Origin of the sequence: Stenotrophomonas sp. NY11291, assembly GCF_023277365.1 — a bacterium.
In the GTDB taxonomy this organism is placed as follows: Bacteria; Pseudomonadota; Gammaproteobacteria; order Xanthomonadales; family Xanthomonadaceae; genus Stenotrophomonas; species Stenotrophomonas geniculata.
In genome coordinates, this window is the sequence record NZ_CP096975.1 from 3,341,393 (window position 1) to 3,366,475 (window position 25,083).

At 65.0% G+C, this 25,083-nt stretch carries 22 protein-coding genes and 3 tRNA genes; 3 read left to right on the forward strand and 22 right to left on the reverse strand.

The genetic code is table 11. From position 1 onward, the window contains the following. Positions 1-79 precede the first annotated feature (79 nt). The 22 genes from nusA to M1L61_RS15790 all read right to left on the reverse strand — a co-directional run bounded on the left by nusA (position 80) and on the right by M1L61_RS15790 (position 20,967). The gene (gene nusA / locus M1L61_RS15685) at positions 80-1,591 is read right to left on the reverse strand and encodes a transcription termination factor NusA (RefSeq protein ID WP_006458580.1); all 1,512 of its coding nucleotides are present in this window, start codon (positions 1,589-1,591) and stop codon (positions 80-82) included. Between the two features lie 4 nt (positions 1,592-1,595). After that, positions 1,596-2,186 (reverse strand): ribosome maturation factor RimP, encoded by a 591-nt coding sequence (rimP, locus tag M1L61_RS15690; protein ID WP_005410450.1) that lies wholly within the window; start codon positions 2,184-2,186, stop codon positions 1,596-1,598. Between the two features lie 402 nt (positions 2,187-2,588). Continuing rightward, positions 2,589-2,665 (reverse strand) — tRNA-Met (locus M1L61_RS15695). Between the two features lie 82 nt (positions 2,666-2,747). After that, positions 2,748-2,824 (reverse strand) — tRNA-Met (locus M1L61_RS15700). Positions 2,825-2,951: 127 nt separating this feature from the next. Then, complete coding sequence (gene nuoN / locus M1L61_RS15705) at positions 2,952-4,412, reverse strand: NADH-quinone oxidoreductase subunit NuoN (protein WP_005410451.1); 1,461 nt, start codon at positions 4,410-4,412, stop codon at positions 2,952-2,954. Positions 4,413-4,427: 15 nt separating this feature from the next. Continuing rightward, the gene (locus M1L61_RS15710) at positions 4,428-5,936 is read right to left on the reverse strand and encodes an NADH-quinone oxidoreductase subunit M (RefSeq protein ID WP_005410452.1); all 1,509 of its coding nucleotides are present in this window, start codon (positions 5,934-5,936) and stop codon (positions 4,428-4,430) included. A gap of 23 nt (positions 5,937-5,959) precedes the next feature. Further along, positions 5,960-8,125, reverse strand: a complete 2,166-nt coding sequence (gene nuoL, locus M1L61_RS15715) for an NADH-quinone oxidoreductase subunit L (RefSeq protein ID WP_248853758.1) — start codon at positions 8,123-8,125, stop codon at positions 5,960-5,962. A gap of 7 nt (positions 8,126-8,132) precedes the next feature. Beyond that, complete coding sequence (gene nuoK, locus M1L61_RS15720; RefSeq protein WP_006381125.1) at positions 8,133-8,438, reverse strand: NADH-quinone oxidoreductase subunit NuoK; 306 nt, start codon at positions 8,436-8,438, stop codon at positions 8,133-8,135. Beyond that, complete coding sequence (locus M1L61_RS15725; protein WP_010486441.1) at positions 8,435-9,091, reverse strand: NADH-quinone oxidoreductase subunit J; 657 nt, start codon at positions 9,089-9,091, stop codon at positions 8,435-8,437. The genes nuoK and M1L61_RS15725 overlap by 4 nt, the downstream gene beginning before the upstream one ends. 9 nt (positions 9,092-9,100) lie before the next feature. Then, positions 9,101-9,589: an NADH-quinone oxidoreductase subunit NuoI gene (gene nuoI / locus M1L61_RS15730; protein WP_005417924.1), complete on the reverse strand. Its 489-nt coding sequence runs from the start codon at positions 9,587-9,589 to the stop codon at positions 9,101-9,103. A gap of 4 nt (positions 9,590-9,593) precedes the next feature. After that, complete coding sequence (nuoH, locus tag M1L61_RS15735) at positions 9,594-10,688, reverse strand: NADH-quinone oxidoreductase subunit NuoH (RefSeq protein ID WP_006381129.1); 1,095 nt, start codon at positions 10,686-10,688, stop codon at positions 9,594-9,596. Next, positions 10,685-12,919 (reverse strand): NADH-quinone oxidoreductase subunit NuoG, encoded by a 2,235-nt coding sequence (nuoG, locus tag M1L61_RS15740; protein WP_248853759.1) that lies wholly within the window; start codon positions 12,917-12,919, stop codon positions 10,685-10,687. Before nuoG ends, nuoH begins: the two co-directional genes overlap by 4 nt. Then, the gene (gene nuoF, locus M1L61_RS15745) at positions 12,916-14,256 is read right to left on the reverse strand and encodes an NADH-quinone oxidoreductase subunit NuoF (protein ID WP_010486436.1); all 1,341 of its coding nucleotides are present in this window, start codon (positions 14,254-14,256) and stop codon (positions 12,916-12,918) included. The genes nuoG and nuoF overlap by 4 nt, the downstream gene beginning before the upstream one ends. Positions 14,257-14,260: 4 nt before the next feature. Then, positions 14,261-14,788 (reverse strand): NADH-quinone oxidoreductase subunit NuoE, encoded by a 528-nt coding sequence (nuoE, locus tag M1L61_RS15750; RefSeq protein WP_006381132.1) that lies wholly within the window; start codon positions 14,786-14,788, stop codon positions 14,261-14,263. A 97-nt stretch (positions 14,789-14,885) separates the two neighbouring features. After that, the gene (locus tag M1L61_RS15755; protein ID WP_010486430.1) at positions 14,886-16,193 is read right to left on the reverse strand and encodes an NADH-quinone oxidoreductase subunit D; all 1,308 of its coding nucleotides are present in this window, start codon (positions 16,191-16,193) and stop codon (positions 14,886-14,888) included. After that, the gene (locus M1L61_RS15760) at positions 16,190-16,939 is read right to left on the reverse strand and encodes an NADH-quinone oxidoreductase subunit C (RefSeq protein WP_010486428.1); all 750 of its coding nucleotides are present in this window, start codon (positions 16,937-16,939) and stop codon (positions 16,190-16,192) included. Before M1L61_RS15760 ends, M1L61_RS15755 begins: the two co-directional genes overlap by 4 nt. Positions 16,940-16,972: 33 nt before the next feature. Then, positions 16,973-17,527, reverse strand: a complete 555-nt coding sequence (locus M1L61_RS15765; protein WP_005410463.1) for an NADH-quinone oxidoreductase subunit B — start codon at positions 17,525-17,527, stop codon at positions 16,973-16,975. Beyond that, a complete protein-coding gene (locus M1L61_RS15770) occupies positions 17,518-17,874 on the reverse strand; it encodes an NADH-quinone oxidoreductase subunit A (RefSeq protein ID WP_010486426.1) in 357 nt (118 codons plus the stop codon). Before M1L61_RS15770 ends, M1L61_RS15765 begins: the two co-directional genes overlap by 10 nt. A gap of 111 nt (positions 17,875-17,985) precedes the next feature. Continuing rightward, positions 17,986-18,070: transfer RNA gene (locus M1L61_RS15775), tRNA-Leu, on the reverse strand. Between the two features lie 51 nt (positions 18,071-18,121). Next, a complete protein-coding gene (gene secG, locus M1L61_RS15780) occupies positions 18,122-18,559 on the reverse strand; it encodes a preprotein translocase subunit SecG (RefSeq protein ID WP_010486424.1) in 438 nt (145 codons plus the stop codon). Positions 18,560-18,590: 31 nt separating this feature from the next. Further along, positions 18,591-19,346: a triose-phosphate isomerase gene (gene tpiA / locus M1L61_RS15785; RefSeq protein WP_010486422.1), complete on the reverse strand. Its 756-nt coding sequence runs from the start codon at positions 19,344-19,346 to the stop codon at positions 18,591-18,593. A 685-nt stretch (positions 19,347-20,031) separates the two neighbouring features. Next, complete coding sequence (locus M1L61_RS15790; protein WP_010483082.1) at positions 20,032-20,967, reverse strand: 2-oxoglutarate and iron-dependent oxygenase domain-containing protein; 936 nt, start codon at positions 20,965-20,967, stop codon at positions 20,032-20,034. Positions 20,968-21,161: 194 nt separating this feature from the next. On the opposite strand from M1L61_RS15790, the gene M1L61_RS15795 reads away from it, so the two are divergent. Genes M1L61_RS15795 through M1L61_RS15805 form a run of 3 tightly spaced genes read left to right on the forward strand, consistent with a single transcriptional unit; the run spans position 21,162 to position 25,064 of the window. Then, on the forward strand, positions 21,162-23,048 hold the full coding sequence (locus tag M1L61_RS15795) for a sulfatase-like hydrolase/transferase (RefSeq protein ID WP_248853760.1): 1,887 nt from the start codon (positions 21,162-21,164) through the stop codon (positions 23,046-23,048). A gap of 20 nt (positions 23,049-23,068) precedes the next feature. Then, a complete protein-coding gene (locus tag M1L61_RS15800; protein ID WP_248853761.1) occupies positions 23,069-24,214 on the forward strand; it encodes a glycosyltransferase family 4 protein in 1,146 nt (381 codons plus the stop codon). Further along, the gene (locus M1L61_RS15805) at positions 24,207-25,064 is read left to right on the forward strand and encodes a polysaccharide deacetylase family protein (protein WP_248853762.1); all 858 of its coding nucleotides are present in this window, start codon (positions 24,207-24,209) and stop codon (positions 25,062-25,064) included. The genes M1L61_RS15800 and M1L61_RS15805 overlap by 8 nt, the downstream gene beginning before the upstream one ends. Positions 25,065-25,083 lie beyond the last annotated feature (19 nt).

Here is a 25,083-nt window from a genome sequence, read left to right on the forward strand (position 1 = left end):
TCTTGTGGGCGCCCCCCCGCATCTGGAGGTGGCGCGGATTCTACGCCCTGAGCGGCTCAGGGCCCTGTTCATTGCCGGCTCATTCGCCGCGTTCCAGTCGGGCGATCTCTTCGGCACGGGCGGCCAGGATCAGCGCAGCGGCGCGCGCCTGATCCAGTCCTTCGATGCCGAAGTCCATGACCTCGTCGGCGGCCAGGTCGGACAGGTCCTCGCTGGTACGCACGCCGTGGCCGGCCAGCGCATATGCGGTGGCTTCGTCCATGCCCTTCAGGGACAGCAGGTCCTGCGCCGGCTGGCCGTCTTCAAGGCCTTCTTCGACTGCCAGGGCCTCATTGAGCAGCGCATCGCGGGCACGAGCGCGCAGCTCTTCGACGATGTCTTCGTCGAAACCTTCCACGGCCAGCAGTTCGCCGACCGGGACATAAGCGATTTCCTCGACGGTGCCGAAGCCTTCGCTGACCAGGATGCCGGCGATCTCTTCGTCCACTTCCAGCTTGTCCATGAACAGCTGGCGGGCCGACGCCTGCTCGGCTTCCGACTTGGCGGTGACCTGGTCCTGGGTCATCACGTTGAGCTGCCAGCCGGTCAGGCGGCTGGCCAGGCGCACGTTCTGGCCGCCCTTGCCGATCGCCTGGGCCAGGCGGTCTTCAGCGACAGCCAGGTCCATCGAGTGCTTGTCTTCATCAACGATGATCGACTGCACTTCGGCCGGCGCCATCGCGTTGATGACGAAGTTGGCCGGGTTGTCGTTCCACAGCACGATGTCCACGCGCTCGCCATTGAGCTCGTTGGACACGGCCTGCACGCGCGAACCGCGCATGCCGATGCAGGCGCCGATCGGATCGGTGCGCTGGTCGTGGGCGAGCACGGCGATCTTGGCGCGGTCGCCCGGATCGCGGGCACAGGCCTTGATTTCCACCAGGCCCTGGCCGACTTCCGGCACTTCCAGCTTGAACAGCTCGATCATGAATTCCGGGGCGGCACGGCTGATGAACAGCTGCGGGCCACGCGGTTCCGAACGGACTTCGGCCAGGTAGCCGCGCACGCGGTCGCCGGCGCGCAGCACGTCGCGCGGAATGCCCTTGTCCTTCGGGATGAAGCCTTCGGCGTTGCCACCGAGGTCGACGTAGATGTTGCCGCGCTCGGCGCGCTTGACCACACCGGTGATCAGCTCACCCACGCGATCCTTCCATGCATCCACGACCTGCTGGCGCTCGGCTTCGCGCACGCGCTGGACGATGACCTGCTTGGCGGCCTGGGCAGCGATGCGGCCGAAATCCGGGTTCTCGATCTGCTCTTCGATGTAGTCGCCGACGTCCACGCCTTCGGCTTCATCGACCGCGTCCATCAGGCGGATCTGGCGATCCGGCGATTCCATGACCACGTCATCGGCCACCACTTCCCAGCGGCGGTAGGTTTCGTAGCTGCCATCCTTGTGGTCGATGACCACGCGGGTCAGCACTTCCTCGTCGGGATAGCGCTTCTTCGCTGCCGAGGCCAGGGCGGCCTCGATGGCATCGAAGATCACTTCACGCGGCACGCCCTTCTCGTTGGCGACTGCGTCGACTACCAGCAACAGTTCCTTGCTCATTGGCTCACTCCGCGCGCGGCTTCTTTGCCGCCGGCTCGTTGGAAGAAGAATTCGTGTTCGGCTTCGGACGCTTCGGTGCCGGACCGGTCGGCTTGCTCGGGGCCAGCCCCAGCGCCACCCAGTCGGGCATGATCCGTGCCTTGTCGATGTTGTCGGCCGACACCACCACTTCGGTCTTGTCGACGATGAAGGTGATGGTGCCAGCGGCCTCGTCGGTCGCCTCGATACGGCCCTGCAGGCGACGACGGTTGTCCTGCGGCAGCTTCAGCGTGACCTTGGCCGATTCACCCTGGTGGCGGGCGAACTGCTCCAGGTTGAACAGCGGGCGATCCACGCCCGGCGAGGACACTTCCAGCGTGTAATTGCCGCTGATCGGGTCTTCGACGTCCAGCTGCGCCGACACTTCGCGGCTGACCCGCTCGCAGTCGTCGACATTGATGATGCGCTCGGGCTGTTCAGCCAGCGGCACGTCGATGTAAAGGCGCAGGGTCGCACCGCCGGGGGCCGGCAGATACTCAACGCCCAGCAGCTCCAGGCCCAGCGACACAACGGTCGGGGCGAGCAGATTCGCGATGTCGGTTGCCTTGTCGCTCACAGCCTGCCTTGATCTCTTGGTTGGGTGCCGGCCTTGGCCGGCGTGAAAACATGACGCCCCGGAAACGACAAAGGGCCCGCTGGGCCCCTTTTTCCGGAAAGACTCCGGTGACTGGATTCCGGTTGCAACCCGCATTGCCTGCCGGTTGCGGCCCTCCTTCCGGGTCTGGACTCCCGCTGGGGAGGCCACCTTCAGGGGTATTGCTAGGTCGCTGATGATAGCGGCTGCACCGCGCTGGTGCAAGGTGCGGGGCTACCCCGAAGCGTCCGCTGCGCTCGCCGGGCATGGCCCGGCGCTACCACCGTGCGGCGTACGGGTAGCGCCGGGCCATGCCCGGCGGATCGAGCACCGCCCCAAAGAAAAACGCCTTCGAAGCAGGACTTCGAAGGCGATTTCTTTACTTGGTAGCGGGGGCAGGATTTGAACCTGCGACCTTCGGGTTATGAGCCCGACGAGCTGCCAGACTGCTCCACCCCGCATCAGAAGCGGAATTATGAGCGATAACTTCAAAACATGCAAGCTTTCCCTCATTCATCAGACCGGTTGGCGCCGATCTGAAGTTGGTAGCGGGGGCAGGATTTGAACCTGCGACCTTCGGGTTATGAGCCCGACGAGCTGCCAGACTGCTCCACCCCGCACCGGAAGTGTTTGAACTGCTGCCCTGCTCTTTCGAGGAGGGCTACCGCAACGATGTTCTGGCTGAACCGCTGCAGTGACAACTCAGGCTGCGCATATTACACGAATCGCGCAGCTTTGTGTCAACTTTTATGCAAGATGCGCAAATGCCTGCTGGCACCAGACCATGATCGGGTTCCAGGCCAGGCCCAGCGCCAGCAGTGCCAGCGCGTTCACGCCCAGCACCAGGCCCAGCACGCGGTCGTTGCTGCGCGGCATGGCCTCGCCCACCGGCTCATCGAAGTACATGACCTTGATGACGCGCAGGTAGTAGAAGCAGCCGACCACGGCGCACAGCACGCCGAGGATGGCCAGCCACAGCAGGCCGCCATTGACGGCAGCGCCCAGCACGGCCAGCTTGGTCCAGAAGCCCAGGAACGGCGGGATGCCGGCCAGCGACGCCATGATGCACAGCACCAGGCCGGCCATCCACGGGTTGCGGGCGTTCAGGCCCTTGAAGTCCTCGATGTTCTCGGCTTCAAAGCCGGCACGCGACAGCGCGATGATCGCGCCGAAGGCGGCGGTGGACATGATGGCGTAGGCCAGTGCGTAGAAAAGCGCTGCGGCATAGCCCTGCGCGCCACCACCGGCGATGCCCATCAGCAGGAAGCCGATGTGCGAGACGGTGGAGAACGCCAGCATGCGCTTGAGGTTGCTCTGCGCGATGGCCATCAGGTTGCCGATGACCAGCGAGACCGCGGCCAGGCCGGCGATCAGCAGCTGCAGTTCGGTCGACAGCGGGCCCACGCCCATCTCCAGCAGGCGGTAGGCCATGCCGAAAGCGGCCAGCTTCGGCGCCGAGCTGATGAACAGCGCGATCGGTGCCGGGGCACCCTGGTACACGTCCGGCAGCCACATGTGGAACGGTGCGGCACCCAGCTTGAAGGCGACGCCGGCGATCATGAACACCGCACCGGTGATCAGCAGCACGCGCTCTTCCGAGTGCGGGATGGCGTCGCGGATGACGTCCAGGTGCAGGCTGCCGGTGGCGCCGTAGATCAGCGACATGCCGTACAGCAGCAGGCCCGAGGCCAGCGAGCCGAGCACGATGTACTTCATCGCCGCTTCCGAGGCCAGGCCGTTCTCACGGTTGCTGGCGACCAGGGCGTAGGAGCACAGCGCCAGCAGTTCCAGGCCCAGGTAGACCATCAGCAGGCTGCCGGCCGACACCAGGATCATCATGCCGGCGGTGCCGAACAGGATCAGCACCGGGATCTCGCCCTGGAACAGGTTGCGGTCACGCAGGTAACGCCAGCCATAGACCAGGGTCAGGCCGCTGAGCAGCACGATCCCGGTCTTCATCACGTCCGCAGCGGTATCGCGCACGAACATGCCATGGAAGACCTCCCCCTGCCCGCCCACGCCGGTGGCCAGCATGAACAGCACCACGGCCAGCGCAGCGAGCGAGAACAGGTGGGTGACGATCTTGTTCCGGTTGCTGACGAACAGGTCGAGGATCATCAGGGCGAAAGCGCTGCCGATCAGCACCAGCTCGGGAGCGAGCGGTGGCAGGTCAGCGGCGGTCAATGGCAGCAGCGGCGAGGTGGTCATCATCAAATCCTGGAATTACAGCAGCTTGCTGGATGCGATCTGCATCGCCAGCTTCGCGATCGAGGGCTCCATCAGGTCGGTCAGCGGCTTGGGGTAGATGCCCAGCGCCAGCACGCCGATGGCGAACACGCCCAGCACCAGCCATTCGCGGCCGTTGATGTCCTTCAGTTCGGCCACGTGGCTGTTGGCCACCTCGCCGAAGAAGATGCGCTTGTACAGCCACAGGGTGTAGGCGGCACCGATGATCAGGGTGGTGGCCGCGCCCAGTGCGATCCACGGATTACGCTGGAAGGCCGACAGGATGACCATGAACTCACCGACGAAACCGCTGGTGCCCGGCAGGCCGGCATTGGCCATGAAGAACAGCATGGCGAAGGTGGCGAACCACGGCATCACGTTGACCACGCCGCCGTAATCGGCGATGCGGCGGCTGTGCATGCGGTCGTACAGCACGCCGACGCAGGAGAACATCGCACCGGACACGAAGCCGTGCGAGATCATCTGCACCATGGCGCCCTGCAAGCCCAGGCGGGCGGCATCGGCGTTGCCGGCCTCACGCACCAGCCACAGGGCGATGAAGGTGCCCAGGGTGACGAAGCCCATGTGCGCGATCGACGAATAGGCGATCAGCTTCTTCATGTCGTCCTGCACCAGAGCGACCAGGCCGACGTAGATCACCGCGATCAGCGACAGCGCGATCACCAGCCAGGCCCATTCCTGCGACGCGTCCGGGACGATCGGCAGGTTGAAGCGCAGGAAGCCGTAGCCACCGATCTTCAGGGCGATGGCGGCGAGGATCACCGAACCGGCGGTCGGCGCTTCCACGTGCGCGTCCGGCAGCCAGGTGTGCACCGGGAACATCGGCACCTTGACCGCGAAGGCGATCAGGAAGGCGAAGAAGATCCAGGTCTGTTCCTTGGCCGACAGCGGCAGCGCGTACAGGTCGGCCAGCTGGAAGCTGCCGCCCTTCATGTACAGGTAGATCAGCGCCACCAGCATCAGCACCGAGCCGAGGAAGGTGTACAGGAAGAACTTCAGCGCGGCGTAGATGCGGCGCGGGCCGCCCCAGACACCGATGATCAGGAACATCGGGATCAGCATCGCCTCGAAGAACACGTAGAACAGCATCGCGTCCGTCGCGGCGAAGATGCCGACGGTGACGCCTTCCAGGATCAGGAAGGCCGCCACGTACTGGTTCACGCGCTTGTCGATGGCGCTCCAGGCGCCGATCAGGGCAAGCACGCTGACCAGGGTGGTCAGCAGGATCAGCGCCACGGCAATGCCGTCCACGCCCAGGTTGTAGCCGATCTTGTACGCCGGGATCCAGGCATGGGTCTCGACGAACTGCAGGCCGTCGATGCCCGCGTTGTAGCCGCTCAGCAGCGAGAGGCTTGCAACGAAGGTGAGCACCGCGACACCCAGCGACGCCCAGCGGGCGGTCTGCGCATCACGGATCGCAAGGATCAGGGCACCACCGATGATCGGCAGCCAGATGAGGACACTGAGTAGAGGCCAGTTCGACACGTCTTCTTATTCCGTACAGGTCATCAACGCAGGTAATGCATCAGCACGCCCAGCAGGGCAATCAGGCCGATGATCATCGCGAAGGCGTAGTGATAGAGGAAACCGGATTGGGTACGACGCAGCACGCCGGCTGCAACGTCCACAACACGTGCCGAGAGATTGACCACGCCGTCGACGATGTTGCTGTCGATCCAGCGCGAGACCTTGCCCAGCTTGACGCTGCCGCCGGCAAAGCCATCGATCCACAGCTTGTCGAAGCCGTACTTGTTTTCCAGCACCGAAACGATCGGGGCGAAGGTCTTGCGCGCCTTGCCCGACAGGTCCGGCTTCCAGAGGTAGAACAGCGCGGCCAGCAGGAAGCCCGCGAGGGTCAGCCAGAACGGCGGCAGCATCATGCCGTGCAGCGCGAACGCGACCGGACCATGGAACTCTTCACCCAGGAACGCGACGGTGTTCTTGGCCGGATCGTAGAAGTCGACGATGCCGGTGAAGAACGTCTGCGCCTGGCCCTTGATCGCCTCGTGCGCATGCTGGCCCGCCCAATCGGTGCCATGCAGCATCGGGCCGATGCTGAAGAAACCGATGGCGATCGACGGGATGGCCAGCAGGATCAGCGGCAGGGTCACCACCCACGGGGTTTCGTGCGGCTCATGCGGACCGTGGCCATGGCCGTGGTCGTGGTCGTCATGGGCATCGCCATGGTGGGCGTCGGCGGCGTGGTGATCGTCATGGCCATGGCCATGATCGTCGTGCGCGTCGCGGAAGCGTTCCTTGCCATGGAAGGTCATGAACAGCAGGCGGAAGCTGTAGAAGCTGGTCACCAGCACGCCACCCAGCACTGCCCAGTAACCATAGGTGGCCACCCAGCTGTTCTGCATGTGGGCGTGGATCTCGGCCGCCTCGATGATGGTGTCCTTCGAATAGAAGCCGGAGAAGAACGGCGTACCGACCAGGGCCAGCGTACCGATCCACATGGTGACGAAGGTGATCGGCATGTACTTGCGCAGGCCGCCCATCTTGCGCATGTCCTGCTCGTGGTGCATCGCGATGATGACCGAGCCGGCGCCCAGGAACAGCAGCGCCTTGAAGAAGGCGTGGGTCATCAGGTGGAACACGGCCGCCGAATAGGCCGACACGCCCAGGGCGACGGTCATGTAGCCCAGCTGCGACAGCGTGGAGTACGCGACGACGCGCTTGATGTCGTTCTGCACGATGCCGATCAGGCCGGTGAAGAACGCGGTGGTGGCACCGATGAACAGCACGAAGTTCAGCGCGGTCTGCGACAGCTCGAACAGCGGCGACATGCGGGTGACCATGAAGATACCGGCGGTCACCATCGTCGCGGCGTGGATCAGTGCCGAGATCGGGGTCGGGCCTTCCATCGAGTCCGGCAGCCACACGTGCAGCGGGACCTGGGCCGACTTGCCCATGGCGCCGATGAACAGGCAGATGCAGATGACGGTGGCGATCGACCAGATCACCGGCTCGTTCAGCAGCTGCATGCCCAGGATCGTGCCGTCCCAGATCTGCAGCTGGGCGCGCGGGTCAGCCAGCATGCCGGCCTGCGAGAACACCTGCGAGTAGTCCAGGGTGCCGAACACCCACAGCACGCCGGCGATGCCCAGCAGGAAGCCGAAGTCACCGACGCGGTTGACCAGGAACGCCTTCATGTTGGCGAAGATCGCGGTCGGGCGCTTGAACCAGAAGCCGATCAGCAGGTACGACACCAGGCCCACCGCTTCCCAGCCGAAGAACAGCTGCAGGAAGTTGTTGCTCATCACCAGGGTGAGCATCGAGAAGGTGAACAGCGAGATGTAGCTGAAGAACCGCTGGTAGCCCGGATCGTCCTGCATGTAGCCGATCGTGTAGATGTGGACCAGCAGCGACACGAAGGTCACCACCACCATCATCATCGCGGTCAGCTTGTCGACCATGAAGCCGACGTGGGCCGAGTACTGGCCGACTTCAAAGAACGTGTAGATGTTCTGGTTGAACGGCTGCGCACCGCCCCAGAGCAGCTGGTAGAGCGTGTACATCGACAGGCCGCAGGCAACCGCAACGCCGAGGATGGTGATGGTCTGCGCGCCGAAGCGCTTGACCTGGCGACCGAACAGGCCGGCGATGATGCTGCCGAACAGCGGTGCAAGCACCACTGCGATCAACAGACTCTTGGAGAGAGTGATTTCCATCTGTGGATCAGCCCTTCAACGAATCGACTTCGCCGACATTGATCGTGCGGCGGGTACGGAACAGGGTCACCAGGATCGCCAGGCCGATGGCGGCTTCCGCGGCGGCGACGGTCAGGATGAAGAACACGAACAGCTGGCCGGACGGATCGCCCAGCTGACGCGAGAACGCGACGAAATTGACGTTCACCGACAGCAGCATCAGCTCGATCGACATCAGCAGGACGATGACGTTCTTCCGGTTGAGGAAGATGCCGGCCAGGCTGATGGCGAACAGCACCGCGCCCAGCGCAAGCATGTGGCCAAGGGTAATCACGGCTGGGTCTCCTCGCCGGTGGCCGGCTTGCTGTTGCTGTGCACGACCGGCGCTTCGGCGCCCATCTTGACCATGCGCAGGCGCTGGCCGGCCTTGACCATGGTCTGCTCGCCCGGGTTCTGGCTCTTCACGCCGGTACGGCGACGCAGGGTCAGCATCACGGCGGCAACCACGGCCACGGTCAGGATGACCGCAGCGAACTCGAACGGCAGCAGGTATTCGGTGAACAGCGTGCGCGCAAGCCAGGTGACGTTGGAGCTGTCGGCAGCGACCGCGGCGGCGTTGTCGGCGGGGAACGGGGTAACCGCCCTGCCCTTCACGCCGATCAGGATCAGCATCTGGACCAGCATGGCCACGGCAACGATCAGGCCGACCGGCAGGTAGCGGACCCAGCCCTCACGCATCTTGGTGGGATCGATGTCCAGCATCATCACCACGAACAGGAACAGCACCATCACCGCGCCGACATACACCAGCACCAGTGCCACACCGAGGAACTCGGCGCCGACCAGCAGCCAGACGCAGGCGATGGAGAAGAAGGTCAGCACCAGGCAGAGCACGGCGTGAACCGGGTTGCGCACGCTGATCACCGCACCGGCCGAAACCGTTGCCGCGATGGCGAACACCCAGAAAGCGATATTTACCCAATCCATCTCTCGACCTCAGCGGTAAGCGGCATCGGCGGCGCGACGCTCGGCGATCTCGGACTCGAGACGGTCGCCCAGGGCCAGCAGCTGCGGCTTGGTAACGATGTTTTCGCCACGATTCTCGAAGTGGTACTCGAGGATGTGGGTTTCGACGATCGAGTCCACCGGGCAGCTTTCTTCACAGAAGCCGCAGAAGATGCACTTGAACAGATCGATGTCATAGCGCGTGGTACGGCGGGTGCCGTCTTCGCGCTTGGCCGAGTCGATGGTGATGGCCAGTGCCGGGCACACCGCTTCGCACAGCTTGCAGGCGATGCAGCGCTCTTCACCGTTGGGGTAACGGCGCAGGGCGTGCAGGCCACGGAAGCGCGGCGACTGCGGGAACTTCTCCATCGGGTACATCATCGTGTACTTGGGCTTGAAGCTGTACTTCAAGGTCAGCCAGAGACCGGCCAGCAGTTCGAGCAGCAGCAGGCTCTTGAAGTAATGGGTAATCCTGTTCATCACTTTAGACGCCCTTTTGAATCACGCCGAAGAACACCATGACGGCGGTAACCGCGATCCACAGAATGGCCAGCGGGATGAAGACCTTCCAGCCCAGGCGCATGATCTGGTCGTAGCGGAAGCGCGGGAAGCTGGCACGGAACCAGATGTAGGCACTGGCGAAGAAGAACACCTTGACGAACAGCCACGGTGCACCGCCCTTCCAGATCCAGTCGACCAGCGGCGAGACATCGCCGAAGTTGACCCAGCCCTGGATCGGGCTCAGCCAGCCGCCGAGGAAGAAGATCGAGATCAGGAAGCTGATCAGGATCATGTTCGCGTATTCGGCCAGGAAGAACAGGGCGAAGGCACCGCCGGAGTACTCGACCATGTGGCCGGCGACGATTTCCGACTCGCCTTCCACCACGTCGAACGGCGCGCGGTTGGTTTCAGCCACGCCCGACACCCAGTAGATGACGAACAGCGGGAACAGCGGCAGCAGGAACCAGTCGAAGAAACCGGAATTGCCGGCCTGCGCCATCACGATGTTGCTCAGGTTCAGGCTGCCCGACGCGATCATCACGCCAACCAGGGCGAAGCCCATGGCGATTTCGTAGCTGATCATCTGTGCCGAGGCGCGCATCGCACCCAGGAACGCATACTTCGAGTTGGATGCCCAACCGGCCAGGATGATGCCGTAGATGCCCAGCGAGGTCATCGCCAGCAGATACAGCAGGCCGGCGTTGGCGTTGGACAGCACGATCTGCGAATCGAAGGGCACCACCGACCAGGCCGCGAAGGCCGGCGCCAGGGTGATCAGCGGTGCCAGCAGGTAGATCGCCTTGTTGGCACTGCTCGGCTGGACCACTTCCTTGAACAGCAGCTTGAAGACGTCGGCGAAGGCCTGGAAGATGCCCATGCCCACGTACATCGGGCCGTGGCGGACGTGCATCCAGCCGATCAGCTTGCGTTCCCAGACCACATAGAAGGCCACCGAGATGATCACCGGAACGGTGATCACCAGGATCTTCAGGATGATCCAGATCAGCGCGCCGATGTCACCGAGGCCAAGCAGCCACTGGTGCAGCGGGTCGACCGCGTTCAACAGCAATTCGTTCATGCAGCCACCACCGATACGCGAGCGGCACCCAGCGGCGCGGTCGCGCCGTGGCCCGATTCAATCCAGACCGAACCCGCAGCGACGCGGGCGTCGACCACCACCGGCAGGGTGGCCTTGCCGGCATCGGTGCCGACCTTGGCCATCTGCCCTTCCTGCAGCTGCAGGCGAGCGGCATCTTCAGCGTTCAGCACGATGCGCGGGGCGTTGTTGAGCGGATGCGACTGCAGCGCCGGGGCGCGACGGACCACCGCATCGGTGCGGTAGATCGCGGCGGTCGAAGCCACTTCCAGGCCTTCGCCGGCGACCACAGGCTGCGCCGAAGCGGCAACGGCGACCGAAACCGGGGCCAGGCTGGCACGCAGGCCGGCCAGGTCGGTGAAGTCGAAACCGGCCACGGCCAGCTCGCCGCCCAGGGCGCGCAGCACGCGCCAACCCTCACGGGCCTCGCCCGGCAGCTTGCCGCCGGCACGGGCCAACTGCTCGCGACCATCGAGGTTGGTCAGGGTGGCGTCGATTTCCGGCAGCGCACCGATCGGCAGGATCACGTCGGCGACGTCGCGGGTCGAGGTACAGGCGAACTGACTGAAGGCCACCACCTGGGCACCCACCAGCGCCTTGCGCGCGGCGGGTGCGTCGGCGAAGTCCAGGCCCGGCTCCAGGCCGTACACCACGTAGGCCTGGCGCGGCTGCGCCAGCATGGCGGCCACGTCCTTGCCGGCCGGCAGCACGCCGGCGCGGGTCAGGCCCACGGCATTGGCGCCCTGCGGGATGCGGCACAGCTTGGCACCGGTGGCGGCAGCGAAATCACGCGCAGCGGCGCGGATCGCGGCAGCCTGCGGGTGGTTCTCGGCGATGCCACCGACGATCAGTACGGTGTTGTTGCCGCCCTGCACTGCCGAGCGCAGCTCTGCGTTGGCCAGCGCGTCGACGAACTTCGACGGCGCAACGATCTGCTTGCCGGCGATGCTGAAGGCGAAGTCGAAGTCCACCGGGTTGACGACGTGGATCTTCGCGCCGTTGGTGGTCTGCGCCTTGCGCAGGCGGGCGTGCAGCAGCGGCAGTTCGTGGCGGATGTTGCTGCCCAGAACGACGATGCGGTCGGCGCCTTCGATTTCGGCCAGCGGCAGGCCGAACACTTCGGCGGTGGCGGCGTCGGAGAAATCGCGGTTGTTGATGCGGTGGTCGATGTTGCTCGAGCCCAGGCCCTTGGCCAGGCGGGCCAGCAGCGCACCTTCCTCGTTCGAGGTGGACGGATGCACCAGCACGCCCAGGTTGTCGCCCTGGTTCGTCTTGAGAATCTCGGCGGCCGCGGCCAGGCCTTCGGCCCAGCTCACTTCCTTCCACTCGCCATTGACCTTGCGCAGCGGCTTGACCGCACGGTCTTCGCTGTACAGGCCCTGGTGCGAATAGCGGTCACGGTCGGACAGCCAGCACTCGTTCACCGCTTCGTTGTCGCGCGGCACGGTGCGCAGCACTTCGCCGCGACGTACGTGCAGGAACAGGTTCGAACCCATCGCGTCGTGGTAGCCCAGCGATTCGCGCGCGGTCAGTTCCCACGGGCGGGCGCGGAACTGGAACACCTTGTTGGTCAGCGCACCGACCGGGCAGACGTCGACGACGTTGCCCGACAACTCGGTGGTCAGCGGCTTGCCGTCGAAGGTACCGATCTGCAGGTTCTCACCGCGGTACATGCCACCCAGTTCGTAGGTACCGGCAACGTCGGCGGTGAAGCGGACGCAGCGGGTGCACTGGATGCAGCGGGTCATCTCGGTGGCGACCAGCGGGCCCATGTCCTCGTCCGGCACCACGCGCTTGCGCTCGTTGAAGCGGCTGACCGAACGGCCATAGCCCAGCGACACGTCCTGCAGCTCGCACTCGCCGCCCTGATCGCAGATCGGGCAGTCCAGCGGGTGGTTGATGAGCAGGAACTCCATCACCGAGCGCTGGAACTTCAGTGCCTTTTCGCTGCGGGTGGCGACCTTCATGCCGTCCATCACCGGGGTAGCGCAGGCCGGCGCCGGCTTCGGCGACTTCTCCACGTCCACCAGGCACATGCGGCAGTTGGCGGCAATCGGCAGCTTCTCGTGGTAGCAGAAGCGCGGAATCGAAATGCCGGCCTTGTCGGCCGCCTGGATGATCATCGAACCCTTGGGCACGACCAGGGACTTGCCATCGATTTCGATGGTCACGTGATCCGGTGGCACGTTCGGGTTTACGGGTTGCGCGCTCATGCGGCGGCTGCCTCCACCTTCTTGCCGTCAACCATCGAATGACCGTTGACGATGTAGTACTCGAATTCGTCCCAGAACTGGCGCAGGAAGCCCTGGATGGGCCATGCAGCCGCTTCACCGAACGCACAGATGGTGTGGCCTTCGATCTGGCCGGCCACCGCCTTCAGCTGGTGCAGGTCTTCCATCGTGGCCTTGCCGGCGACGATGCGCTCCAGCACGCGGTGCATCCAGCCGGTACCTTCACGGCACGGGGTGCACTGGCCACAGGATTCCTTGTGGAAGAACTGGCTGATGCGGCAGGCGAACTTGACGCAGCACACGCTGTCGTCGAGCACCACGATCGCACCCGAACCCAGGCCGGAGCCCAGCGCACGGATGGTGTCGTAGTCCATCGGCAGGTCCTTCAGCTCGGCCGCGGTCAGCACCGGCATCGACACGCCGCCCGGGATCGCGCCCTTCAGGGTGCGGCCCGGACGCAGGCCACCGGCCATTTCCAGCAGATCGTGGAATTTGGTGCCCAGCGGCACTTCGAAGTTGCCGCCGTTCTGAACGCAGCCGGACACCGAGAAGCACTTCGGGCCGCCGTTGGCGGTCAGGCTCAGGCCCTTGAACCACTCCGGTCCGTTGCGGATGATCGCCGGCACCGAACCATAGGTTTCGGTGTTGTTGATCGTCGACGGCTTGCCGTACAGGCCAAAATTGGCCGGGAACGGCGGCTTGTAACGCGGCTGGCCCTTCTTGCCTTCCAGCGATTCCATCAGCGCGGTTTCTTCGCCGCAGATGTAGGCGCCAGCGCCCAGCGCGCCGTAGATGTCGATGTCCACGCCGCTGCCGAGGATGTTCTTGCCCAGCCAGCCGTTCGCATAGGCATCGGCCAAGGCCTGTTCGAAGTGCTCGAACGGCTCATGGTGGAACTCACCGCGCAGGTAGTTGTAGCCCACGGTCGAACCGGTGGCGTAGCAGGCGATCGCCATGCCTTCCACCACCGAATGCGGGTTGTAGCGCAGGATGTCGCGATCCTTGCAGGTGCCCGGCTCGGATTCGTCCGAGTTGCAGAGGATGTACTTCTGCATGTTGCCCTTGGGCATGAAGGACCACTTCAGGCCGGTCGGGAAGCCTGCGCCACCGCGGCCGCGCAGGCCCGAGGCCTTGACCATCTCGATGACCTGCTCCGGCGGGATCTTCTCTTCGAGGATCTTGCGCAGGGCGGCGTAGCCACCGGTCTTCAGGTAGCTTTCGTACGACCACGGGGTGTCGTAATGCAGGGTGGTGTAGACCACCTGGTGCGGCAGCGGCGCGGGGCCGACCGGACCCTTGGATTCGTGGTGATGTGCCATGCCCTTACTCCAGCCCGTCCAGCAGCTCGTCGACCTTTTCCAGGGTCAGACGCTCATGGTAGTGACCGTTGATGACCATCATCGGCGCGCCACCGCAACCGGCCAGGCACTCTTCCTCGCGCTTGAGGTAGACGCGGCCGTCCGGGGTCGATTCACCGTGTTTGATGCCCAGCTTCTTCTCGCAATGGCGGACGATGTCCTCGGCGCCATTGAGCCAGCAGCTGATGTTGGTGCAGATGGCCACGTTGTTGCGGCCCACCTTCTCGGTCTCGAACATCGAGTAGAAGCTGGCGACCTCGTAGGCCCACACCGGCGGCAGATCAAGGTACTTGGCCACGCCGGCGATCAGCTCGTCGGTAAGCCAGCCCTCGTTCTGTTCCTGGGCCGCATGCAGGCCCTGCAGCACGGCAGAGCGCTTGCGGTCCGGCGGGAACTTGGACAGCCAGTGATCGATGTGAGCGCGGGTCTTGTCGCTCAGCACCACCATCGGGTCGACGTCGCGCGCCGCCTCGAAATTACCTGTCGCCTTCATCGGCCGACCTCAGCGAAATGCATAACGTGAAATTCCAGAAACTGCGGCGCCGGCTTGCGCCGGCTGCCTGCAGCGGGCGTTGGCGTGGCGGACGGCATTACCGGTCAACCTCGCCGAACACCAGGTCGTAGGTACCGATCATCGCCACCACGTCGGCCAGCATGTGGCCGCGCACGACCGAATCGATCGAGGACAGGTGGGCGAAGCCCGGTGCGCGCAGGTGCACGCGGAACGGCTTGTTGGCGCCATCGGAGACCAGGTAGCAGCCGAACTCGCCCTTGGGCGCTTCCACTGCCGCATAGGTCTCGCCGGCCGGCACGCAATAGCCTTCACTGAACAGCTTGAAGTGATGGATCAGCGCTTCCATGTCGTCCTTCATGTCCTCGCGCTTGGGCGGAGCGACCTTGAAGTTCTTCACCATCACCGGGCCCGGGTTGGCCTTCAGCCACGCCACGCACTGCTTGATGATGCGGTTGGATTCGCGCATTTCGGCAACGCGGACCAGGTAACGGTCGTAGCAGTCGCCTTCCTTGCCCAGCGGGATGTCGAAATCGACGGCATCGTACTTGGCGTACGGACGCTTCTTGCGCAGGTCCCAGGCAATGCCCGAGCCGCGCAGCATCACGCCGGTCATGCCCCACTGGTGGGCCAGTTCCGGAGTGACCACGCCGATACCGACGGTACGCTGCTTCCAGATGCGGTTGTCGGTCAGCAGGGTTTCGTATTCGTCGATGCGCTTGGGGAACTCGACGGTGAAGTTCTCCAGGAAGTCGAGCAGCGAGCCTTCACGCGAAGCATTGAGCTGCTTCAGCGCCTTGCCCTTGTGCCAGCGCGATTCCTTGTACTTCGGCATGTGGTCCGGCAGGTCGCGGTAGACACCGCCCGGACGGTAGTACGCCGCGTGCATGCGCGCGCCGGAGACCGCTTCATAGCAGTCCATCAGCTCTTCGCGCTCGCGGAAGGCGTACAGCATCACCGCCATCGCACCCAGGTCGAGCGCGTTGGAGCCCAGCCACATCAGGTGGTTGAGGATGCGGGTGATTTCGTCGTACATGGTGCGGATGTACTGCGCACGCTCCGGCGCCTCGATGCCCATCAGGGTCTCGATCGCGCGCACGTAGGCGTGCTCGTTGCACATCATCGACACGTAATCCAGGCGATCCATGTAGCCGATCGACTGGTTGAACGGCTTGGACTCGGCCAGCTTTTCGGTACCACGGTGCAGCAGGCCCACGTGCGGGTCGGCGCGCATGATGGTTTCGCCGTCCATTTCCAGGATCAGGCGCAGCACACCGTGCGCGGCCGGATGCTGCGGGCCGAAGTTCATGGTGTAGTTGCGGATTTCCTGCCGGCTTTCGGCGGCGTTGCTGGCGAATGCTTCGCCGGCCTGGTGTACGTGGCTCACTTCACTGCCTCCTGCGCGCGCTCACCTTCTGCGGTCTGCAGACGGGCGTCGTCGCGGATCACGCGCGGCACGCCGACGCGCGGCTCCACCGAGGTGACCGGTTCGTAGATCACGCGCTTCTTTTCTTCGTCGTAGCGGACTTCGACATTGCCGATCAACGGGAAGTCCTTGCGGAACGGATGGCCGACGAAACCGTAGTCGGTCAGGATCCGGCGCAGGTCCGGGTGGCCTTCGAAGATCACGCCGTACAGGTCGAACGCTTCGCGCTCGAACCAGTTCAGGCCCGGCCAGATGCTGGTCAGCGACGACACCACCGGCAGCGCTTCGTCAGGGGCGAAGCACCGCAGGTGCATCATCAGGTTGTGCTGGTACGAGCGCAGCTGGGCGACCACGGCGAAGCGCTGGGTCGGCATGTGCTGCGGGCGGGCACCGTCGGCGCCGTTTTCCTCGGTGGGGAACTCGCCCCACGCGAAGCGGCCCTGGGCCTTGCCTTCGACGCCGCGACTGAAGCCCTGAGAAGACACGTCGGCGGTGTCCCATTCGTCGGAGCCATAACCAAGGTAGTCGACGCCGCAGAGATCCACGGCCTGTTCGAAACCAAACTCGTCACGCAGCGCCAGGGCGGTGGCGTGCCACTCGGCGGCAGGCACTTCCAGCGTCACTTCGCCGCGGGGTTCGACCACGATGACTTTCGCACCAGCGAAACGTGCGGACAGTCGGTCGATGAAGGATGCTTGCTCTGCCATGGGGGCTTGGCGCGCTCTTGTCAGGTGAAGGGGTCAGCGGGCGATGGTCTGTGTACGCCAGATCTTCTTCTGCAGCTGCAGGATCCCGTACACCAGCGCCTCGGCGGTCGGCGGGCAGCCCGGGACGTAGACGTCCACCGGCACCACGCGATCACAGCCGCGCACCACAGAATAGGAGTAGTGGTAATAGCCGCCACCGTTGGCGCAGCTACCCATCGAGATGACCCACTTCGGGTCCGGCATCTGGTCGTAGACCTTGCGCAGCGCGGGGGCCATCTTGTTAACCAGGGTACCGGCCACGATCATCACGTCGGACTGACGCGGCGACGGGCGGAACACCACGCCGTAGCGGTCAAGGTCCAGGCGCGCGGCGCCGGCGTGCATCATCTCGACCGCGCAGCAGGCCAGACCGAAGGTCATCGGCCACATCGAGCCGGTGCGCGCCCAGTTCAGCAGTGCATCGACGCTGGTGGTGACGAAGCCCTTTTCCAGCAGCGGGTTGTCGCCTTCCGGCCGCAGGATGTCATCAACCCGGCCTTCCGGCGTGGGGTTGTTCATTAGGCCATCGAGAGTCTGAATCACTCCCATTCCAGCGCTCCCTTCTTCCAGACGTAAATGAAACCGAGGAACAGCATGCCGACGAACAGGCCCATGGTGATGAGCGAACGGGCACCCAGCTCCATGAAGACCTGGGTCCACGGCACGATGAAGATGATTTCCAGGTCGAAGACGATGAACTGGATCGCGATCAGGTAGTAGCGCACGTCGAACTTCATGCGCGCGTCTTCGAAGGCCTCGAAGCCGCACTCGTACGGCGACAGCTTTTCCAGATCGGGGCGGCGGGGACCGAGGAATCGACCAACCAGCATCAGCGTAACGCCGATACCGGTGGCAACGATCAGAAACAGCAGAGACGGCAAATATTCGGCCAGCACAGCGATTCTCTCTTGCCTCTGCCGCCGCGCCTGCAGGCGCTTTGGCATGGGGGAGTGGACGGGAATCTGCCTGGCGCCTTGCGCGCCAGACGAACCCGCTTTACTTACAAATGGTGCCCAAGAGGGGACTCGAACCCCTACGACTTGCGTCGCTACCACCTCAAGGTAGTGCGTCTACCAATTCCGCCACCTGGGCAAACGATCACATCAGACTATCTTCCCGATGCGCCGCGTATTGTAACCGGCTTCAGTCTTTCTGGGAGCCTTCCGAAGGCTTTTCTTCACCAGAAACCGAAGATTCCGCCTGAGCCGGCACATTCGCGGCCGGAACCGGGGCGGCCGGGACCGCATCGGCCTTCGGAACGGCCGGCAGCTCGCCCGCCGGAGCCGCCGGAGCGACGGCCGCCGGAGCGGACATCAGGCCCAGATCCTGGTCGGCCGCCGGGCGGCTGCCATGACCGGCATACCAGGCCATGAAGAGGCTGATGCCGAAGAACACGACAGCCAGCCACTTGGTCGATTTGGACAGGAAGTTCGAGGCGCCACGCGCACCGAACACCGTACCCGAGGCACCGGCACCAAAGCCCGAACCCGCCGCCGCACCCGAACCACGCTGCATCAGGATCAGCGCGATCATGGCCACAGCGACCAGCACGTAGACGACATTGAGGATCAACATCAGCATTGGAAACCGCCCTCGGACAAAACTTCTAGGATTAGTTCGCGGCCGCCGCCCTTGCGATGGCCAGGAAGTCCGCGGCCACCAGGGAGGCGCCGCCGACCAGCCCACCATCGACATCCGGCTGCGCGAACAGTTCCCCGGCATTGTCGGGCTTCACGCTACCGCCGTAAACAATGGGCAGTGAATCAGCGATTCTAGCATCGATGCGCGCGACTTCGCCACGGATGAACGCGTGCACCTGCTGCGCCTGCTCCTTGGTGGCGGTACGGCCGGTACCGATGGCCCAGACCGGCTCGTAGGCGACCACGGCCTTGGCGAAACCGGCCGCGCCGACCAGCTCCAGCACCGGCGCCAGCTGGCTGGCGATGACCGCTTCAGTCTGCCCGGCCTCGCGCTGTTCCAGGGTCTCGCCCACGCACAGCACCGGCACCAGGCCGGCGTGCTGGGCGGCGGCGAACTTGCGTGCGACCAGCTCGCTGCTTTCATGGTGGTACTGGCGACGCTCGGAATGGCCGACCAGGCCATAGCGGGCCCCGACCTCGACCAGCATGGCCGCGCAGACTTCGCCGGTGTAGGCGCCCTTCTCGTTGCTGCTCACGTCCTGTGCGCCAAAGGCCAGGCCGGCCTCGCCGAAGTCCTCGACCAGCTCCCCCAGGTAGGGCAGCGGCGGCAGGATCACCACGTCCACCCCCTCCAGCGGCAGCCCGGCGGCCACCTGCCCCAGCAGTTCATTGGCGAATTGACGGCTGCCATGCAGCTTCCAGTTTCCGGCGACGATCTTGCGGCGCATGAGCGGGTGGCTCCTGTGTGAAGTCAGCCGGTCATGATACCCGTTACGGCAAAAATCCGTTTCCGTGTAAGCGGTTACATGGATTTTCAGCCAACGGCGCGGCCCCTCGTGGCGGGGCTTGGTTAGGTTGGTCGCGGAGAGCCCGGTTGGATGGGTGGGCTTGGCCGGGCGGGTGGGGATGGCGGGGGACGCCGTAAACCCTTCCCTGGGGGCTTGGCCGCGGCATCCATGCCGCGGACACCCCCGCCAGCCCCGCCCGCCCGGCCCCTGACACATTCCGGCGGTTCCGCCCGCCACGGAAAGAAAAAGAAGATCAAAAGCAAAAGCGGCATTGCGGGTGGCTGCCGGGCTGGACCAGCCCCCTACCCCGCTTCGATCTGACAGATCTCCTCCACGCATGGCGTGGATCTACCGTGTCGACCAAGGTCGACACCTACCCACCGTCACCGGGAGACTGTCGAAGGCGGGGCGGTGTGGGTTGGCAGGACCGTTGGCGCCATGGATGGCGCCATCGAGCCCCCATGGACGGGTTCACGGCGTGTCCTGCCAACCCACGCCGCCCCGCCCAACACGCAGAAACCCAGAGCCGATCTGGCTTTGGGCCTTGGCTTTGGCTTCGGCCTCTGCGGGTGCAGGGTGCAACCCTGCAAAGAAAAAGGCCGCCTTTCGGCGGCCTCACTTCTCTTTACTTCAGCTTGATCTCGCGCAGGCGTTCCTCGAGGAAGCCGTGGGCGGTGATCGCCTCCGGGTACCGGCTCGGGTTCTCCGGGGTGATGCAGGACGGCAGCACGTCGATCAGGAAGTCCGGGTTCGGGTGCAGGAAGAACGGCACCGAGTAGCGCGGCTGGCGCGCCAGCTCACCCGGAGGATTGACCACACGGTGGATCGTCGACGGATACACGTGGTTGGTCAGGCGCTGCAGCATGTCGCCGATGTTGACCACGATCGTGTCCGCGTCTGACGTAAACGGCACCCACTCGCCCTCATGCGACTGCACTTCCAGGCCCGCGGCGCTGGCACCGACCAGCAGGGTGATGAAGTTGATGTCGCCATGGGCACCGGCACGCACGTTCGGGATGTCGTCGGTGGTGATCGGCGGGTAATGGATCGGGCGCAGGATCGAATTGCCGAAGTTGGTCTTGTCGGCGAAGAAGTCTTCCGGCAGGCCGATGTGCAGGGCCAGCGCCGACAGCACGCGCGAACCCAGATTATCCAGCGCCTGGTACAGCCCGTAACCGCGCTCACGGAAGCCCTCGACCTCGGTCGGCCACAGGTTCGGCGCCATCACGTCACGATACTTGGAGTCGTCGGCGATCTCGCGACCGATGTGCCAGAACTCCTTCAGGTCGAAGTGCTTGGAGCCCTTGGCGGTCTCCACGCCGAAGGGGGTATAGCCGCGGGCGCCGCCGCTGCCGGCCACGTGGTACTTGCGCTTGACCTCCTCCGGCAGGGCAAAGAAGGCCTTGAAGGCATCGTAGGCAGCGTCGATGTCGGCCTGCGGGATGCCGTGGTTGCGGATGCCCGCGAATCCCCATTGGCGGTAGGCCGCGCCCAGCTCGGCCACGAAGGCCTCGCGGTCGCTGTCAAAACGGGTGATGTCGAGGGTGGGGATCTGGCTCACAGCGGTTCCTGGCTTGTCGTTGGGTCTGGGAGGGCCAGCGCATTCATGGCCCACCTGAACATTGTGACAGATCGCCCCGGGGACGCCACTCGATACGAAGAAACAAACCGATACAATGCGCAACCCGCGCGCGGATTAACGATTCCGTCACAACCGGGACTCCCGCCCTGTTCCACCTGCCCCCTCCGTCCTTCATGCGTCCTGCTGCTCCTTCTGCCGACACCTCCCTGCCCTCCGGCCCGGCACGCCATTGGCGACGACTGGCCTGGTGGTCGCTGTTCGTGGCCGGCAACGCATTGCTGGCCATGGCGATCACGCTCGGCAACGTGCCGTTGGCCGACAACCCAGGTGGCAGCGTGGGCCTGGCCTATCTGGCCGTCGCCCTGCCCGGCCACCTGCTGGCCTTCGGCGCCCTTGCCGGCCTGCTGCCTCTGCTGCTGGGCCTGTGGCCGCGCAGCGCACGCACGCTGAGCATCAGCGCCGTGCTGCTGCAGGGCCTGTGGCTGTGCCTGTTGCTGGTTGATGCGAAGGTTTTCACTCTGTATCGGTTCCACCTCAATGCCATGGTCGTGAACATGGTGTTCGGCGGTGCGCTGCAGGACCAGGTCGCGTTGTCGTGGAAAACCTGGCTGCAGGCCGGACTGCTGGTAGCCGCCATCTTCGCTGCCGAAGGCTTGTTGGCCTGGGCCTGCTGGAAGCTGCTGCCTGCCCCGCCGCGCCGCCGCCGGGTCCTGCAGGCCTGGGCCGTGGTTGCACTGCTGATGGCCGGCGGCCAGGTCGCCACGGCCTACTACGATGCCCGCGGCGACCGCGACGTCATCGCGCAGTGGAACTACCTGCCCTGGGCACAGCCGATCACCGCCAAGAGCTTCATGCGCAGGCTCGGGGTCATCAGCGAACAGCAGGCCGGCCTGCCCGACCCGCGCCATGCGCAGCTGCTGTATCCGCTGCACCCCCTGCGCTGCCAGAACCCACACCGGCCGAATGTGCTGATGGTGGTGCTGGAGTCGCTGCGTCAGGACGCCATGACCCCCGAGCTGATGCCCAACACGACGGCACTGGCCCGGACCGCGCGCGTGTACGACCAGCATTTCAGCACCGGCAATGCCACCCGCTACGGCCTGTTCGGCCTGCTCTACGGCCTCCCCGGCGGCTACTGGCAGAGCATGCTGGACGAACAGCGCGGCTCGCAGCTGTTCCAGGTGCTGGGCCAGCAGGGCTACGACCTGCACCTGTACGGCAGTGCACCGCTGTACAGTCCGGAGTTCGATCGCACGGCCTTCGCCGACGTGCGCGACCAGCTGCACCAGGGCCCCTCCGCCCTGACGCCCGACAAGCGTGACGCAGCCATCGTCGCCGCACTGCAGACCGACATCCGCACCAGCCAGGCCGCGCAGCGCCCGTGGTTCGGCTTCGTGTTCCTCGACTCCACCCACGCCGGCTACCACCTGCCCACCGGCTACCCGCCGGTGGCCACACCGATGGCCAAGGAGATCGACTTCCTGTCCTTCGGACCGGACCACGACCCGACGCCGGAGCTCAACCGCTACCACACCGCCGTGCACTACGCCGACAGCCTGATCGGCTCGCTGCTGGACGACCTTCGCGCGCAAGGCCTGGCCGACGACACCATCGTGCTGGTCACCGGTGACCATGCCGAAGAGTTCAACGACCTCAAGCTGAACTACTGGGGCCACAACGGCAATTTTTCCGACTACCAGTTGCAGGTGCCGTTCGTGCTGCACTGGCCCGGCCAGGCCAGCGGCCATGAGGCGCGCACCAGTTCGCATGAGGACTGGGTGCCGACGTTGATGCGCCACGCACTGGGCTGCGAGAACGCATTGAGCGACTTCAGTACTGGCCAGGACCTGCTGGCGGCACCCACCACCGGCAAACGTGCGCTGGTGGTGGAGAGCTGGTCGCAGCGCGCGGTACGCCATGGCGATGCCATCTACGTATTCGACAAGTTCGGCAACGCCACCGCGCTCGACCGGCACTACCGCCCGCTGCCGCAGCAGGCTCCGGACGCCTCCGCCATCCGCTCCGCATGGGAAGCGCTGACCCGCTTCCGCAACCGCTGATTTTCAAGGGCCGATCCTGCATGAACCGTCCGCTGCGCATCCTGCATACCGAAGCCGCCAAGGGAATGGGCGGGCAGGAGATCTACATCTTCCGGCACATGCAGGTGATGCGCGCGCGTGGCCATGAGGTGTCGTTGCTGTGCCAGCCCGATGCGCGCCTGGCCACACTGGCACGCGATGACGGTTTCACCGTGCATACGCTGCGCATGGGAGGCCTGGCGCGCCTGCTGCGTGGCGTGTGGTCGGTATCGCGACTGGTGCGCCGCGAACATTACGACGTGGTCAATACCACCAGCCGCCGCGATGCGCTGATCGCCGCCGCCGGTGCACGCCTGGGCGGCACGCCGCTGGTGGTGCGCTCGCGCCATCTGATGAGCCCGGTCAATTCGCTGCTGACCTATACCGGGCTTCCACACCGGGTATTGACCGTCAGCAGCTTCGTCAAGCAGCTGCTGGCCGACCGCGGCATTCCGACCGAGCGCATCGGCATCGTGCCGCCGATCGCGGTTCCGCCGCGCTGGAGCGAGATCCGCAAGGCCGACCCCTGGCAGTGCCTGCAGGAGGTGCGCGCGCAAGTACGTGCCGAGCTCGGCTTCGGCGAACAGGACATCGTGGTCGGCTGCGTGGCGGTGCTGCGCGAGCCCAAGGGCCACGCCGACCTGCTGCAGGCGATGGTGCCGTTGTGCAAGGCCAACCCGGACCTGCACCTGGTGATCGTCGGCGATGGCCAGGCCGTGGCGGAACGACTGCAGGCGATGTGCGCCGAGCACGGGCTGCAGCGCCAGGTGCACCTGCTCGGCTACCGCGATGGAGCCTGCCGGCTGATGGCCGGCTTCGACATCTTCGCACTGGCCTCGCACAAGGAAGCAGCCGGCACCGTGTTCCTGGAAGCGGCTTACGTGGGCGTACCGATCGTGGCCACGCGAGTGGGTGGCGTGCCGGAGATGGTGGTCGATGGCAGCAATGCGATCCTCACCCGTTTGGGTGACAATGCCGCCCTGACAGGTGCATTGCGCCTGCTGGTGGACGACCCGGAACGGCGGCGGCAGATGGGGCGCGCTGGCTGGGACTGGATGCACGGCGCACATCGCTTCACGCCGGACGGCCACGGTGAAGCCACCGAACACTACTACCACCAGTGGCTGAAGGAGCTGGGACATGGCTAATGCGCGAACCGTTCCGGTGCTGATGCACCACCATGTCAGCCCCTCGCCGGGCATGATCACCGTGTCGCCGGAAAACTTCGAAAGCCAGATCGCGTGGCTGGCAGGCAATGGCTGGACCTCACTGACGTTGGACCAGTACGCAGGCTTCCTGGCCGGCAAGCCGGTGCCGCGCAGGTCGATCGTCATCACCTTCGACGATGGCTACCTCGACAACTGGGTGTATGCCCATCCGATCCTGCAGAAGTACGGCATGCATGCGGTGGTGTTCGTGGTCACCGGCTGGATGGGCGAAGGCCCGGAACGTCCGCACGCGGGCATTGCCGGGGCGACGCTGCCGCCGACGCCGGACCATCGTAGCTGCGAAGCAGCGATCTACGAGCAGGACCGCAGTGACGATGTGATGATGCGCTGGAGCGAAGCACGTGCGGCCATCGCCGCCGGCACCTTCGAAGTGCATTGCCACACCCATACCCATACCCGCTGGCTGCGCCGCGACGATCTGGACCGTGCGCAGCGCCGCGCAGGCCTCAGCCGGGATCTGGCGATCTCGCGCGAAGTCCTGCAGGACAAGCTCGGCGACGTGTCCGATACGCTGTGCTGGCCGTACGGTGATTTCGACCAGGATCACATCGAAGTGGCGCGCGAGCAGGGCTTCCGCTACCTGCACACCACCCACCCGTTCGGCCGCAACGTGATCGGCGGCGACCCGGAACGCATCTATCGTTTCGCGATCCGCAACCGGCCGGCCAACTGGCTGCGCAAGCGCATCCGCCTGAGTTACAACCCGCTGATCGCGCCGCTGTTCAATGGGTTCAAGGCACGCCAGAAAAAGATGGTGCCGGGGCCGTAGGCGCGGCACAGCCCTGCCC